The organism is Bradyrhizobium sp. BLXBL-01, from assembly GCF_051853025.1.
In the GTDB taxonomy this organism is placed as follows: domain Bacteria; phylum Pseudomonadota; class Alphaproteobacteria; order Rhizobiales; family Xanthobacteraceae; genus Bradyrhizobium.
In genome coordinates, this window is the sequence record NZ_CP182471.1 from 2,981,008 (window position 1) to 2,993,988 (window position 12,981).

Annotated in this window: 12 protein-coding genes; 9 read left to right on the forward strand and 3 right to left on the reverse strand. The window is 65.0% G+C overall.

The genetic code is table 11. The features are described from left to right. Positions 1–477 precede the first annotated feature (477 nt). The 5 genes from ACNJYA_RS13530 (at position 478) to ACNJYA_RS13550 (ending at position 5,756) form a co-directional block, all read left to right on the forward strand. A complete protein-coding gene (locus ACNJYA_RS13530; RefSeq protein ID WP_439366604.1) occupies positions 478–870 on the forward strand; it encodes a DUF1127 domain-containing protein in 393 nt (130 codons plus the stop codon). A 116-nt stretch (positions 871–986) separates the two neighbouring features. Beyond that, complete coding sequence (locus ACNJYA_RS13535) at positions 987–1,286, forward strand: putative quinol monooxygenase (RefSeq protein WP_172785288.1); 300 nt, start codon at positions 987–989, stop codon at positions 1,284–1,286. Between the two features lie 59 nt (positions 1,287–1,345). Then, complete coding sequence (locus ACNJYA_RS13540; RefSeq protein ID WP_439366605.1) at positions 1,346–3,655, forward strand: xanthine dehydrogenase family protein molybdopterin-binding subunit; 2,310 nt, start codon at positions 1,346–1,348, stop codon at positions 3,653–3,655. 126 nt (positions 3,656–3,781) lie between these two features. Further along, entirely contained in the window at positions 3,782–4,231 is a 450-nt protein-coding gene (locus ACNJYA_RS13545; RefSeq protein WP_172785286.1) for a cytochrome c, read from the forward strand. A gap of 241 nt (positions 4,232–4,472) precedes the next feature. Further along, the gene (locus tag ACNJYA_RS13550; RefSeq protein WP_439366606.1) at positions 4,473–5,756 is read left to right on the forward strand and encodes a cystathionine gamma-synthase family protein; all 1,284 of its coding nucleotides are present in this window, start codon (positions 4,473–4,475) and stop codon (positions 5,754–5,756) included. Positions 5,757–5,844: 88 nt separating this feature from the next. Here ACNJYA_RS13550 and ACNJYA_RS13555 read toward each other — a convergent pair whose 3' ends face one another. Then, positions 5,845–6,264: a CHRD domain-containing protein gene (locus ACNJYA_RS13555; protein WP_439366607.1), complete on the reverse strand. Its 420-nt coding sequence runs from the start codon at positions 6,262–6,264 to the stop codon at positions 5,845–5,847. A gap of 148 nt (positions 6,265–6,412) precedes the next feature. Between ACNJYA_RS13555 and ACNJYA_RS13560 the strand changes: the two genes are divergently transcribed. Then, a complete protein-coding gene (locus ACNJYA_RS13560) occupies positions 6,413–7,336 on the forward strand; it encodes a c-type cytochrome (protein ID WP_439366608.1) in 924 nt (307 codons plus the stop codon). A 38-nt stretch (positions 7,337–7,374) separates the two neighbouring features. Here the strand turns inward: ACNJYA_RS13560 and ACNJYA_RS13565 are convergent, their stop codons facing one another. Beyond that, complete coding sequence (locus ACNJYA_RS13565) at positions 7,375–7,620, reverse strand: Lrp/AsnC ligand binding domain-containing protein (protein WP_135162037.1); 246 nt, start codon at positions 7,618–7,620, stop codon at positions 7,375–7,377. Positions 7,621–7,716: 96 nt separating this feature from the next. Further along, positions 7,717–9,678, reverse strand: coding sequence for a PAS domain S-box protein (locus ACNJYA_RS13570; protein WP_439403096.1), 1,962 nt, complete (start codon positions 9,676–9,678; stop codon positions 7,717–7,719). Positions 9,679–9,996: 318 nt separating this feature from the next. Between ACNJYA_RS13570 and thiD the strand changes: the two genes are divergently transcribed. From thiD to ACNJYA_RS13585, 3 genes are all read left to right on the forward strand, one after another. Beyond that, positions 9,997–10,797: a bifunctional hydroxymethylpyrimidine kinase/phosphomethylpyrimidine kinase gene (thiD, locus tag ACNJYA_RS13575; RefSeq protein ID WP_439403443.1), complete on the forward strand. Its 801-nt coding sequence runs from the start codon at positions 9,997–9,999 to the stop codon at positions 10,795–10,797. Between the two features lie 244 nt (positions 10,798–11,041). After that, positions 11,042–11,854: a UDP-2,3-diacylglucosamine diphosphatase gene (locus ACNJYA_RS13580; RefSeq protein ID WP_172785281.1), complete on the forward strand. Its 813-nt coding sequence runs from the start codon at positions 11,042–11,044 to the stop codon at positions 11,852–11,854. Next, complete coding sequence (locus tag ACNJYA_RS13585; RefSeq protein ID WP_439403097.1) at positions 11,854–12,897, forward strand: glycosyltransferase family 4 protein; 1,044 nt, start codon at positions 11,854–11,856, stop codon at positions 12,895–12,897. The genes ACNJYA_RS13580 and ACNJYA_RS13585 overlap by 1 nt, the downstream gene beginning before the upstream one ends. Positions 12,898–12,981: the final 84 nt, after the last annotated feature.

Sequence of the window (12,981 nt, forward strand, 5' to 3'; positions counted from 1 at the left end):
ATCGTGCCCGCCGTTATGCGCGGCGCCTAACGTCAGCTATAGGACAGAGTTACCTACATAATGAGCGGACGTGCATATCGCATATCACGGGTCATCCTATCGCCTTTCGGTCAGTCGCCGCTCTGAACGATCGCGCGCCTCAAGCGCTCTTCGCGGGGCTGGTCCCTTATGCGCTGTTGCGGCTAACCTCCTTCGTCGCATTAGTTGGAAAGACGAATTGGCCGGCGTGGGGGTTCGCCTTCAGGATGCAATCGATCTCCATGCATCTCTTGATTTTGCGCGATTGCCGTGGTAGGAGTCGCTCATGATCAAATCGTCGCGCAAAGTCTCCTGCAACCACATCACCCGCTTCGGCTGGGCGGTGGGAGGAGTCGTGCGCTAGGATCTCGACGACATCTTTTCCACCAGGCCCCGCCGGCATCGGACGGGGCCTTTTGTTTGGCCACGCTCCTTGCCGGCTCACAGCAGGAGCGTCCGATGCCACCACAACTGACGAAGATCTCATCCGAGGCCGAGCACGATGCCGCGGTGCTTCGCCTCGACCGATCCATTGCCCTGGCGAAGGAGGCCATGGACGAGGTCCTGGCGGCAGCGGCTCGCCTCAACGTGTCCGTTGCACCGCCGGGCCATGCCTTGTCGGGGAGGGAAGCAGCCGCGCCGGCGCAAAGCCTCCTGGACCTGCCCAGTCGATATTGGCATGCGTTTGGGGAGTGGCTCCTGCATCCGCGGGTCAGCTTGCGGGACCTGAGTGACAGGGCGCTGATGGACATCGGCCTGACGCGCGCCGAGATCGACCATCTCACAGCTGGGCGGGCGATCGATACGCTCAGAGATCGTACGAGCTATCTGATGAGCCGGGGCGGGATGTGAGTGGTCGCCAATTCCAGGCGTCGGTCACCCGAAAGCGTCTGCCGTGATCCCCGTCGCTCGGCTGGACTCCCCGACCGGGTCCATGGGACACTCCACTGAGCGGACGGGGAGGCGACATGATCCTGGTGACCGGCAGCGCAATCGCAAGGCAGGACTCGATCGACGAGGTCCGGAGACTAAGCCTCGAACACGTCCAACGCTCGCGCGCCGAGCCCGGCTGCATCTCGCATGCGGTGCATGTCGATTGCGAGAATCCCCTCAAATTCGTGTTCGTCGAGCAGTGGGCCGATCGCGCTGCGCTGCTCGCGCACTTCGCGGTTCCGGCCTCGCGCGACTTTGTCCGTGCGCTGCAATCGCTCGTCTCGGAGCCGACGACCATCGAGATCTACGACGCCGCCAGGATGGCCGGGCTTTGACGCGCCAGTTTTTCCACGGCAATATGCCCACAAAACAACCATGAGAACGGGAAGATAAAATGGCGGCTCCCATCAAGTTCGGCGTTGGCCAAAGCGTGCTGCGCAAGGAGGATGACGCGCTCATCCGCGGCAAGGGCCGCTATACCGATGATTACGCGCCGCAGGCCGCGCTCCGCTGCCTGGTGCTGCGCTCGCCGCATGCGCATGCCAAATACACCATCGATGCGAGCCGGGCCCGCGGCCTGCCGGGCGTTGCGCTGATCCTGACGGCTGATGACGTTGGGGATCTCGGCAATCTGCCCTGCCTGTTCAATCTCGAGACCGATCCGTTCACCGGCCCGCCTTACCCGATCCTCGCCCAGGACGAGGTGCGACATGTCGGCGATGCCGTCGCCTTCGTGGTCGCTGAGACCATCGACCAGGCCCGCGACGCGATCGAGGCGATCGAGGTCAAATGGTCGCCACTGCCCGCCGTGACCGGCGTCGTCAACGCCGTGAAGAAGGGCGCACCGCAGGTCTGGCCCGACAAGCCCGGCAACGTGCTGTTCGACGTCTCGATCGGCGACAAGGCGGCGGTGGACGCGGCCTTTGCCAAGGCGCATGCCGTCGCCGAGATCTCCATCGTCAATCCGCGCGTGGTGGCAAGCTTCTTGGAGACGCGCGCGGCGGTGTGCGAATACGATTCCAAGCGCGACCATCTGACGCTGACGGTCGGCAGCCAGGGCAGCCACCGCCTGCGCGACATCCTCTGCCAGAACGTGCTCAACATCCCCACCGACAAGATGCGGGTGATCTGTCCCGACGTCGGCGGCGGGTTCGGCACAAAGCTGTTTCCGTACCGGGAATACGCCTTGATGGCCGTCGCTGCGCGTAAGCTGAAGAAGGCGGTGAAGTGGGCAGCCGATCGCTCCGAGCATTTCATGGGCGATGCGCAGGGCCGCGACAACGTCACCACCGCCAAGATGGCGCTGGCTGAAGACGGCAAGTTCCTCGCCATGGATTGCGACCTCATGGGCGACATGGGCGCGTATCTGTCGACCTTCGGGCCCTACATCCCGCATGGCGGCGCGGGCATGCTGCCGGGCCTTTACGACATCCAGGCCTTCCATTGCCGGGTGCGCACCATCTTCACCCACAGCGTGCCTGTCGATGCCTATCGCGGCGCGGGCCGGCCCGAAGCCGCCTATGTCATCGAGCGCCTCGTCGATGCCTGCGCGCGAAAGCTCGACATGACGCCGGATGCCATCCGCCGCAAGAATTTCATCCCGCCGAAGGCGCTGCCCTACAAGACCGCGACCGGGAAGGTCTACGATTCCGGCGACTTCGCCGCGCATCTGAAGCGCGCGATGGAGATCGCGGAGTGGAAGGAATTTCCCAAGCGCGCCAAGCTCGCCAAGAAGGGCGGCCTGATCCGCGGCATCGGGCTTGCGAGCTATGTCGAGATCTGCGGCGTGATGGGTGAGGAGACCGCCAATGTGCGGCTCGATGCCAATGGCGACGTCACCGTGCTGATCGGCACGCAATCGAGCGGGCAGGGCCATCAGACTGCCTACGCGCAGATCGTCGCCGAGCAGTTCGGCCTGGTGCCCGAGCGTGTGCATGTTCGCCAGGGCGATACCGACGAGATCGCGACCGGCCTCGGCACCGGCGGGTCGGCTTCGATTCCGTCAGGCGGCGTCAGCGTCGAGCGCGCCACGCGCGAGCTCGGGCAAAAGCTGAAGGAGATCGCGGCGCAGGCGCTCGAAGCCAGCGCCGGCGACTTAGAGATCACCGATGGCATCATCCGCATTGCCGGCACCGATCGTGCGATCTCGTTCGCCGATCTCACCAAGCGGCCCGGGGTCGATCCGTCGAATCTGAACGGCAGCGCGACCTTTGCCAGCGCCGACGGCACCTATCCCAACGGCACCCATGTCGCGGAGGTCGAGATCGATCCGGCCACCGGCATCATCAAAATCGTCAACTACGTGATCGTCGACGATTTCGGCAAGACGCTCAACCCGCTGCTCCTGGCCGGCCAGGTGCATGGCGGCGCCATGCAGGGCATCGGCCAGGCCTTGATGGAGCAGGTGGTGTATGGACCGACGGACGGCCAGCTCATCACCGCAACCTTCATGGACTATGCGCTGCCGCGCGCGGCGGATGGGCCTGCCTTCGTGTTCGAAACCCACAACGTGCCCTGCAAGACCAATCCCATGGGCGTGAAGGGGGCCGGCGAGGCCGGCGCGATCGGCTCCTGTCCGGCCGTCGTCAATGCCATCGTCGACGCGCTCTGGCGCGAATACAAGATCGACCACATCGACATGCCGGCAACGCCCGAGCGGGTGTGGATCGCCATCAACGAGCACCACCGCCGCCACAGTCTCTGAACCCGATCTCCGCGCGCACGGGAATAAACGCGCCGCGCGGGGTTCTACCCATGATGGGTCCCGGCTTCACGTGAAGCCGGCGAAGTCTCATTCCCTGAACGTCTCGAGAGCCGGAGAAGCGAACCAATGAAACGGACGATGATTGTCGCGGGCGTCCTCGTGCTGGGCGCGGGCGCCGTCATGGCGCAACAGGAGATTGCCGTCCAGCAGGACAATCTGATGCGCTCGCAGGCAAAGAGCCTGTACTCGGTCATTCAGAAGATGTCCAAGGGCGACATTCCCTACAACCAGAAGACCGTCGACGAGGCGATTGCCAACCTGGAGGCGGACGTCGCCAAGATCGCCAAGACCTTCGAGGTCAATCCCAAGCAGGACGTCGTGAATGCGTCCTACGGCTCCTCGCCGAAGGTCTGGCAGAACAAGGCCGATTTCGATTCCAAGATCCCGCCGGTGCAGAAGGCGATCGCCGACGTCAAAGGCAAGATCACCAATGTCGCGAGCCTGAAGGCGGCCTACACGGCGATCAACGACCGCTGCAATGATTGTCACGAAACCTATCGGTTGAAGTTGAAATAACGGGGCGACGAGGAAGCAGTGAAGGGGGCGGTTGCGAAGGCAGCCGCCTTTTTGCGTAGCCGCGAGCCGCAGCGAGGCAGTAATTCTGTCCGCAAGGCCTGACGGATTGCTCTCAGAGCAGCTATCTTTGTGGCAGCGCGCCGTGCGCTCACACGAGTCGACGCATCCTCCTCCCGACACTCTCAGGACATCAGGGAGTTCCAGCGCGCGGCGAGCACCATAGTCAACAGCGAGACAGGCCATGGCAAAACCGTTCCCGTCGAAGACCCATATCGGCAATCATATGCTGCATCCGGAAACCTTGATGCTGACCTATGGCTATGACCCGCAATTGTCGGAGGGCGCCATCAAGCCGCCGGTGTTCCTGACCTCCACCTTCGTGTTCAAGACCGCCGAGGACGGGCAGGACTTCTTCGACTACGTCGCCGGTCGGCGCGAGCCGCCGGAAGGCATGGGCGCGGGCTTGGTCTATTCGCGCTTCAATCATCCCAACAGCGAGATCGTCGAGGACAGGCTCGCGATCTACGAGCGAACCGAGAGTTGCGCGCTGTTCTCCTCCGGCATGGCGGCCATCGCAACCACGATCCTGGCCTTCGTTCGCCCCGGCGATGTCATCCTGCACTCGCAGCCGCTCTACGGCGGGACGGAGACCCTGCTGACGAACACCCTTGCGCGTCTGTCGATCGGCGCCGTCGGCTTTGCCGACGGCATCGACGAGACGGCGGTCGAGCAGGCCTCGGACGAGGCGATGCGCAAGGGGCGGGTGTCGATGATCCTGATCGAGACGCCCGCCAATCCGACCAACGGCCTCGTCGACATCGCAATGATCCGCCGCATCACCGATGCCATCGGCAAGGCACAGGGACACACGCCGATCATCGCTTGCGACAACACGCTGCTCGGGCCGGTGTTTCAGCGGCCGATTGAGCACGGCGCGGATGTGTCGCTGTATTCGCTGACGAAATATGTCGGTGGCCATTCCGACCTGATCGCGGGCGCCGCGCTCGGATCGAAAGCGATCATGAAGGGCATCAAGGCGTTGCGCGGCGCCATCGGCACCCAGCTCGATCCGCATTCCTGCTGGATGATCAACCGCTCGCTCGAGACGCTCAGCCTGCGGATGGAGAAAGCCGATGCGAATGCGCGGCTCGTGGCGGACTTCCTGCGCGACCACCCGAAGGTCGCCAAGGTGCACTACCTCGGCCATCACGAAGAGGCCTCGCCATCGGGGCGTGTGTTCGCGCGGCAATGCCTCGGCGCGGGGTCGACTTTCTCGTTCGACATCGTCGGCGGCAAGGAGGCGGCGGTGAAATTCCTCAACGCGCTGCAGATTCTCAAGCTGGCGGTGAGTCTCGGCGGCACGGAATCGCTCGCAAGCCTGCCGGCGACGATGACCCATTCCGGCGTTCCCGCCGACATCCGCCGGAAAATCGGCGTGCTCGATTCCACGATCCGGCTCTCGATCGGCATCGAGAACCCGTCGGACCTGATCGCCGACCTCGCGCAGGCGCTGAACGCCGCTTGAGCGAGGCAGGTCCTCGCCCCGAATCGAAAAGGCCGGACGCTCCCTCCTTGCGTCCGGCCTTTCCGCGACGAAGCCCCGCGTTTTCGCTTTACTTCGTCACCTGACCGCGGATCTCGCCGCCCGGGTTCGCCGCGGTATGGATGTTGATGTAGTACTTGCCGCCGAGCAGATCGGCGGCCTGCGCGTCCGTGAGCGTGGCTTCGCCCTTGACCGGGCTCGAGGCCGCATTCGGGATCGCGACCGCGACGCCGGCGTTCTTGCCGGCTTCGGCCGGCCCATGGAAATGCGCGGCGGTGGCGGGGCCCGAGAGGCCGGAATAAGTGACCGTCCAGGACAGCTTCTTGCTGGCAGCGTCGTAGTCCAGATCGGCCGTTCCGGTGGCGCTGCTGGTGTTGGCGGGGACTTCGGATTTGCCGTCCAGCGTCGCCTTCATTTTCTCCGCGCTGGCCGGGGCGGCGAACGCAACGGCAGCTCCGAGTGCCAGTGTGGCAAAAACGGCTTTGGTCATGGGTCTCTCCCTGTTGACGCCTGATTGCTCTTCAAACAGTGCGCCATGCGGTTTATTCCCGCATTACAGCCGGACCGTCTAAAATATTCGTGGTTGGATCGGGCGCGGCATGACCCTTAAGTTCGCGCGCTCACGATGGAATGATCGAATGCTGCGACGAATGCTTCTTGCCGCCCTGATCGCCGCCGCCGCGGCGTTCGGCCTCTATTGGTGGTTGACCGCCCCGGCCGCGCTGGCCTTGCCGGCGCCGACACGGAGTCCGGATCTTGCCAACGGGCAGGAGCTGTTCAACGCCGGCGGCTGCTCGTCCTGTCACGCCATCCCCAATCAGCCCGATCGCCTGCGGCTCGGCGGCGGGCTGGCGCTGGGCTCGCCGTTCGGGACGTTCTACGCGCCCAACATTTCCCCCGATCCGGCCGACGGAATCGGCCGCTGGAGCGAGGCTGATTTCGTCAACGCCGTGGTGCGCGGCATCTCGCCCGCGGGCGCGCACTATTTCCCCGCGTTTCCCTACACGTCCTATCATCTGGCAAGCATCGACGACGTTCGCGACCTCTTTGCCTATCTGAAGACGCTGCCGCCGGTGTCCGGCAGAGTGCGCGACCACGCGCTGCCGTTTCCGTTCAACATTCGCCGCAATGTCGGCATCTGGAAACTGCTGTTCATGGACACCGCGCCGTTCGTCGCGGACGCCGCGCGCTCGCCGCAATGGAATCGCGGGGCCTATCTCGTGAACGGTTTCGGCCATTGCGCCGAATGCCACAGCCCGCGCAATGCGCTCGGCGGCATCATCGCCGGCCAGCGCTTTGCCGGTGGGCCCAATCCGGAAGGTGAGGGCTGGGTGCCCAACATCACGCAGCAGGGCATCGGCAGCTGGAGCGAGAAGGATATCGCGGATTTTCTCGAGACCGGCGACATGCCCGAGGGCGATAGCGCTTCGGGTGCGATGCGGCCGGTGATCAAGAATCTGGCGCAACTGACCGCAGAAGACCGCGCCGCGATGGCCGCGTATCTGAAGTCGCTGCCGCCGGTGCAGGGACCGACACCGCCCAAACGCAAGGAGGGCGGCTAGCGCTGCCGGCGCGCTTCGGCCGTTGTTAGGCGCATGCTCTAGCTGGTGCCGAACGCCTTGAAGGTGATGATGGTGAGGGTGTCCTGGATGCCCGGCAGCACCTGCACCTTCTCATTTACGAAATGGCCGATGTCGGTATCCTTGTCGACGTAGAACTTCACCAGGAGGTCGTATTGGCCGGCCGTGGAATAGATCTCGGAGGCGATCTCGGCTTCGGCAAGCGCATTGGCCACCGTATAGGACTGGCCGAGCTTGCATTTGATTTGGACGAAGAAAGGAACCATCGCGGGCACTCCGAAAGCGGATCTGGCGGCTAATAGGCCAAAACCGGCCGGATTTAGCAAGCCAGCTTGCGGCTCCTGCGCGGCGCATTCGCAAGTCTAGGATGGGACCACCGCTGCGGCCAATGCATCCCTGAGCCGCTGGGCGAGCTCGACCTTGCGATAGGGCTTGGTCAGCACGATCGATTGCGGCCGCGCGTGGCCCTGCGCGACCAGGGTCTCCAGCGCGTAGCCCGAGGTGAACAGGACCGGCAGGCCGGGACGCAGCCGCCGCGCCTGATCGGCGAGGTCCCAGCCGCTCATGCCACCGGGCATCACGATATCGGTGAACAGCAAGTCGATGCCGGGATCGCCCTGCAGCTGCTGCAGGGCATCCTTGCCGTTGACCGCAGCAACGACGCGATATCCGAGCGCTTCCACCCTGCGAATGACGGAGGAGCGGACGAAGGGATCGTCCTCGACGATCAGGATCGTCTCGTAGCCTCGCGGCGCCTTGTCCTCGCCGTCGGGAAGATCGGCCTGCGACCAGCCGGTGTTCGCGCGCGGCAGGTAGATCCTGACCGTGGTTCCGAGGCCTGCCTCGCTGTAGATCGAGACATGGCCGCCCGATTGCTTGGCAAAGCCATAGACCATGCTGAGGCCGAGGCCCGAACCCTTGCCGACCTCCTTGGTGGTGAAGAACGGCTCGAACGCGCGTGCGGTGATCTCGGGCGTCATGCCTTCGCCGTCATCGGTGACCGAGATCAGGGCGTAGCTGCCGGGCGCGACCTCCGGGTGAAGGGCGCGATCGTCGTCGATCGTGACCAGCTCAGTGGCCAGCGTGAGGTGGCCTCCCGATGGCATGGCATCCTGCGCATTGAGCGCAAGATTCAGCACGGCGGATTCGAGCTGGGCGCGGTCGGCAAAGGCCAGGACCGTGCCGGGCCCGGAGCTCGTCCTGATCTCGATGTCTTCGCGCAAGGTGCGCTTGAGCAGCTTGAACATGGAATCGAGCAGGCTGCGGCAATCGATCGTCTGGGGCCGCAGCAATTGGCGGCGGCTGAAGGCGAGCAGGCGCTGCGTCAGCTCGGCGCCCTGTTCGCCCGATTGGCAGATGTCCTCGGCAAAGCGCTTGAGGTCCGGCCTCGCCTTGAGCTGCTCGCTCAGGTGCTCGGCATTGCCGATGATGACGGTGAGCAGATTGTTGAAGTCGTGCGCGATGCCGCCGGAGAGCTGGCCGACCATCTCCATCTTCTGCGCCTGCTGGAGCTGCTGCTCGGTCAGCTTGCGCGCGGTGAGGTCGTGGACGATGCCGACGAAGATCAATTCGCCGTCCTGCCGCGCCTGGCCGACCGAGAGATCCATCGCAAATGTCGTGCCGTCCTTGCGCAGGCCGATGGCCTCGCCGCCTATCGCGAAATGCCGCGCCGCATCCGCCTCGGGCATCAGCATGCCGACGTTGCGGTTCATCACCTCGTCGGCGCGGTAGCCGAACAAGCGCTCGCAGGCCGGATTGAACAGCAGGATGCGGTCCTGCGCATCGAACAGGATGACGCCGTCGACGGCGGTCTCGACGATCGCGGTGAGGCGCGCCACGCTCTCGCGCATCGCGCGCTGGGCGTCGCGGACCTGCTGCAGCAGCAGCGCGGCGTCGCGGCTCTTGATTTCCTCCTCCTCGAGCGCGGCCTGGACCTGTTGCAGCTCGAACGGCGAGGGGATCGTCAGGATCTTCGGCAGCAACGGCCAGAGTGCGGCGGCGGTGAAGACCGAGGCGACCGCGGTGGCGGCCTTGACCATGCCCTCGATGCCGTAGATCGGAACCCAGAGCGTGTAGATCGACAGCACGTGAGTCAGGCCGCAGGCCATGATGAAGATCGCGAACGCCCAGAAGACCCAGCCGAACTTGAGGTCGCGCCGCTTGGTGACGAGGATGGCGAGGGCGAACGGGATCGAGAAATAGGCGGCGGCAATGCAGGCGTCGGAAACGACGTGAAGCCAGATCAGCTCAGGCTCCCACAACAGGCAGATGCCGTGCGGCGACAGCATGGACGAGTCGAGGAGACGTTCGAAGAAGGCCCACATCGTTCCACCCCAAGAGTCTTTCAGATGGCTTGCGGGCCGGGGCGGCCTGCAACATCGGGTCGCTGGACGGTTCCACCACCTGACGTACCTCGTCATCGGCGAAGCACGCTAAGGTACACGACTATACCAAGGGTCCGGCGCCGTTGCATTTTCAAGCCCGCATCATTGCGGGCCTTTGACCGCGCCGCGTCCGACTGATTCGCAAGGCGCGCAATTGATTCGCGAATCACGCTCGGCGGCGATTCGGCGCGCTTGCTGGCGTTCCGCGGTCGCGCTAGGACAGGCCATGGCGGCGTCCTCAAGCACATGTCCCCCGCGATGACGACCCCGGTCGCACTCACCATCGCCGGTTCCGATTCGAGCGGCGGCGCCGGCATCCAGGCGGACCTGAAGACCTTTGCCGCGCTCGGCGTCTACGGCGCCTCCGTGATCACGGCGCTGACGGCGCAGAACACGCGCGGCGTGACCGGCATTCACGCGGTGCCGGCCGGGTTCGTCACCGAGCAGATCGACGCGGTGTTCTCCGACCTCGACATCGGCGCGGTGAAGATCGGCATGGTGGCCCAGGCCGCCAGCATCGACGCCATCGCGGCCGCGCTGTCGCGCTGGGCACCGCGGCACGTCGTGCTCGATCCCGTCATGGTGGCGACCTCCGGCGATCGCCTGCTCGCCGCTGAAGCCGTCGACGCCTTGCGCACCAGGCTGATGCGGCTGGCCGCCGTGATCACGCCGAACCTGCCGGAGGCCGCGGCCCTGCTCGATGAGCCGGTGGCGGCGAGCGAGGCCGAGATCGAAAGCCAGGGACGCCGCCTGCTGGCGCTGGGCTGCCGCGCCGTCCTGATCAAGGGCGGGCACGGAGAGGGTGCCGAGAGCACCGACTATCTCGTCACTGCCGGGACCACGATCGCGCTCGCCGCGCCGCGCGTGGCCACCCGCAACACCCATGGCACCGGCTGCTCGCTGTCCTCCGCCATCGCGGCGGGGCTGGCCAAGGGCGAGGACCTCGAGGCCGCCGTGCGCAACGCCAAGGCCTGGATCAGTGCCGCGATCGCCGCCGCCGACCGCTTCAGCGTCGGCCACGGCCACGGACCGATTCATCATTTCCACAAGTTCTACTGAGGCGGGCTGCCGGGGAAACACCCTCTCCCCAGCCCTCCCCGCAAGCGGGGGAGGGAGCACACCTATCTCGTGGCTTCCGGCCGGGATCTGATCTCCAGAGCCCCCTGCGGCGCCATGTCGCCTGATTGTCGCATGCGACTGATATTCGCGGGGAGGGCGAGGCAAGGCGTGATTCGTATTTCAAGGTGCCTCGAGGGTTCAATCGGTCATCCCCCTGTCACGGGACATTGTTACAGGCTGGCGCATGGGAAGTTACGATGTGAGTGACGAGAGCCCGGAGCGGCGCTTTCGCACGTTGTTCATCTCCGACGTCCATCTCGGAGCCCGCGGTTCTCAAGCCGATCTTCTGCTCGACTTCCTGCGCTACCATGATGCCGACACGATCTATCTCGTCGGCGACATCGTCGACGGCTGGGCGCTGAAATCGAGCTGGCACTGGCCGCAATCGCATAACGACCTCGTCCAGAAGCTTTTGCGCAAGGCGCGCAAGGGCGCCAAGGTCATCTACATTCCCGGCAATCACGACGAGTTCCTGCGCAACTATTACGGCACGCATTTCGGCGGCATCGACGTGGTCGAGAACACGGTTCACACCGGCGTCGACGGCAAGCGCTATCTCGTCATTCACGGCGACATCTTCGATCTCGTGGTGCAGAACGCGCGCTGGCTCGCCCATCTCGGCGACAAGGCCTACGACTTCGCGATCCAGATGAATCGCTTCGTCAACTTCTTTCGCCGCCTGTTCGGCGTGCCCTATTGGTCGCTGTCGCAATGGGCCAAGCAGAAGGTCAAGAACGCCGTCAACTATATCGGCGCGTTCGAGCAGGCGCTCGCCGCCGAGGCACGGCGCCACGAGGCCGACGGCGTGATCTGCGGCCACATCCACTACGCCGTGATCCGCGACGAGGCCGGCATCCGCTACATGAATTGCGGCGACTGGGTGGAGAGCTGCACGGCCCTCGTCGAGCACGACGACGGCCATTTCGAGATCATCACCTGGGCGGATCAGTTGCAGAAGCCGGCGCAGGTGCCACAGGTCGCGGCAAGGGCGGCCTGATGCGCATCCTGGTTGCGACCGATGCCTGGCACCCGCAAGTCAACGGTGTGGTTCGGACGCTGACCAAGCTCGCTGACGCCGCCAAAGAGCTCGGCGTCGAGTTCACGTTCCTGACGCCACAATCGTTCCGCACCTTCGCCATGCCGAGCTATCGCGACGTGCGCCTCGCCATGCCGCGCCCGGCCCGGATCGCAAGGCTGATCGAGGAGGCGCGGCCCGACAGCATCCACATCGCGACCGAAGGGCCGATCGGCCTGATGGTTCGCCGCTATTGCCGTCAGCGCAAGCTGCCGTTCACGACCAGCTTCCACACCCGTTTCCCCGAATATGTCCGCGCCCGCGTGCCAGTCCCTGGCTCGCTGATCTGGCGGGCTCTGCGGCGATTCCACAGCCCCAGCCGCGCCGTGATGGCGGCGACGCCGGCGCTCGCGCGCGAACTGACCGAGCGCGGCTTCGACAATGTCGTGCTGTGGCCGCGCGGCGTCGACACTGGCCTGTTCCACCCCCGCGTCATCGATCTCTGCCTGCCGGCCCCCGTATTCCTGTCGGTCGGCCGGGTGGCCGTGGAGAAGAACCTCGAGGCGTTCCTGGAGCTCGACCTGCCCGGCACCAAGGTGGTCGTCGGCGACGGCCCGGCGCGCGCCTCGCTGGAAGAGGCCTATCCCGATGCGATCTTCCTCGGCGAGAAGCACGGTGAGGAACTGGCGGATATCTACGCGGCCGCCGACGTGTTCGTGTTCCCGAGCAAGACCGACACCTTCGGCCTGGTCCTGCTGGAGGCGCTGGCGAGTGGTCTGCCAGTCGCGGCTTTCCCCGTGAAGGGACCCCGCGACGTGATCGGCGATGCGCCGGTCGGCGCGCTCGATCACGACCTGCGCAGCGCCTGCTTCGCCGCGCTCGACATCTCCCGGCAGGATTGCGTCGCGTTTGCCGCCAATTACACTTGGGAAGCCTCGGCGCGGGTCTTCATCGACAGCATTTTGGCGGTCGGGGCGGTGCTGCCCGGCAGGGCCGGCGCGGAACAGGGGCGCCAGGTCGCCTAGAGCCATCTCGATTCGATGGATCGAAATGGCTCTAGATTCTTGTTTTGACGCGTTTTCTTCACGCGAACCGGTAGCCACTTCGCC

Bases quoted from the DNA above. Each gene is read 5' to 3' on its own strand.
- ACNJYA_RS13570 (WP_439403096.1), bottom strand. From the start codon at position 9,678: ATGTGGGCCTTCTTCGAACGTCTCCTCGACTCGTCCATGCTGTCGCCG.
- ACNJYA_RS13545 (WP_172785286.1), top strand. From the start codon at position 3,782: ATGAAACGGACGATGATTGTCGCGGGCGTCCTCGTGCTGGGCGCGGGC.
- ACNJYA_RS13560 (WP_439366608.1), top strand. From the start codon at position 6,413: ATGCTGCGACGAATGCTTCTTGCCGCCCTGATCGCCGCCGCCGCGGCG.
- ACNJYA_RS13540 (WP_439366605.1), top strand. From the start codon at position 1,346: ATGGCGGCTCCCATCAAGTTCGGCGTTGGCCAAAGCGTGCTGCGCAAG.
- ACNJYA_RS13585 (WP_439403097.1), top strand. From the start codon at position 11,854: ATGCGCATCCTGGTTGCGACCGATGCCTGGCACCCGCAAGTCAACGGT.
- ACNJYA_RS13580 (WP_172785281.1), top strand. From the start codon at position 11,042: ATGGGAAGTTACGATGTGAGTGACGAGAGCCCGGAGCGGCGCTTTCGC.
- ACNJYA_RS13555 (WP_439366607.1), bottom strand. From the start codon at position 6,264: ATGACCAAAGCCGTTTTTGCCACACTGGCACTCGGAGCTGCCGTTGCG.
- ACNJYA_RS13530 (WP_439366604.1), top strand. From the start codon at position 478: ATGCCACCACAACTGACGAAGATCTCATCCGAGGCCGAGCACGATGCC.
- ACNJYA_RS13565 (WP_135162037.1), bottom strand. From the start codon at position 7,620: ATGGTTCCTTTCTTCGTCCAAATCAAATGCAAGCTCGGCCAGTCCTAT.
- thiD (WP_439403443.1), top strand. From the start codon at position 9,997: ATGACGACCCCGGTCGCACTCACCATCGCCGGTTCCGATTCGAGCGGC.
- ACNJYA_RS13550 (WP_439366606.1), top strand. From the start codon at position 4,473: ATGGCAAAACCGTTCCCGTCGAAGACCCATATCGGCAATCATATGCTG.
- ACNJYA_RS13535 (WP_172785288.1), top strand. From the start codon at position 987: ATGATCCTGGTGACCGGCAGCGCAATCGCAAGGCAGGACTCGATCGAC.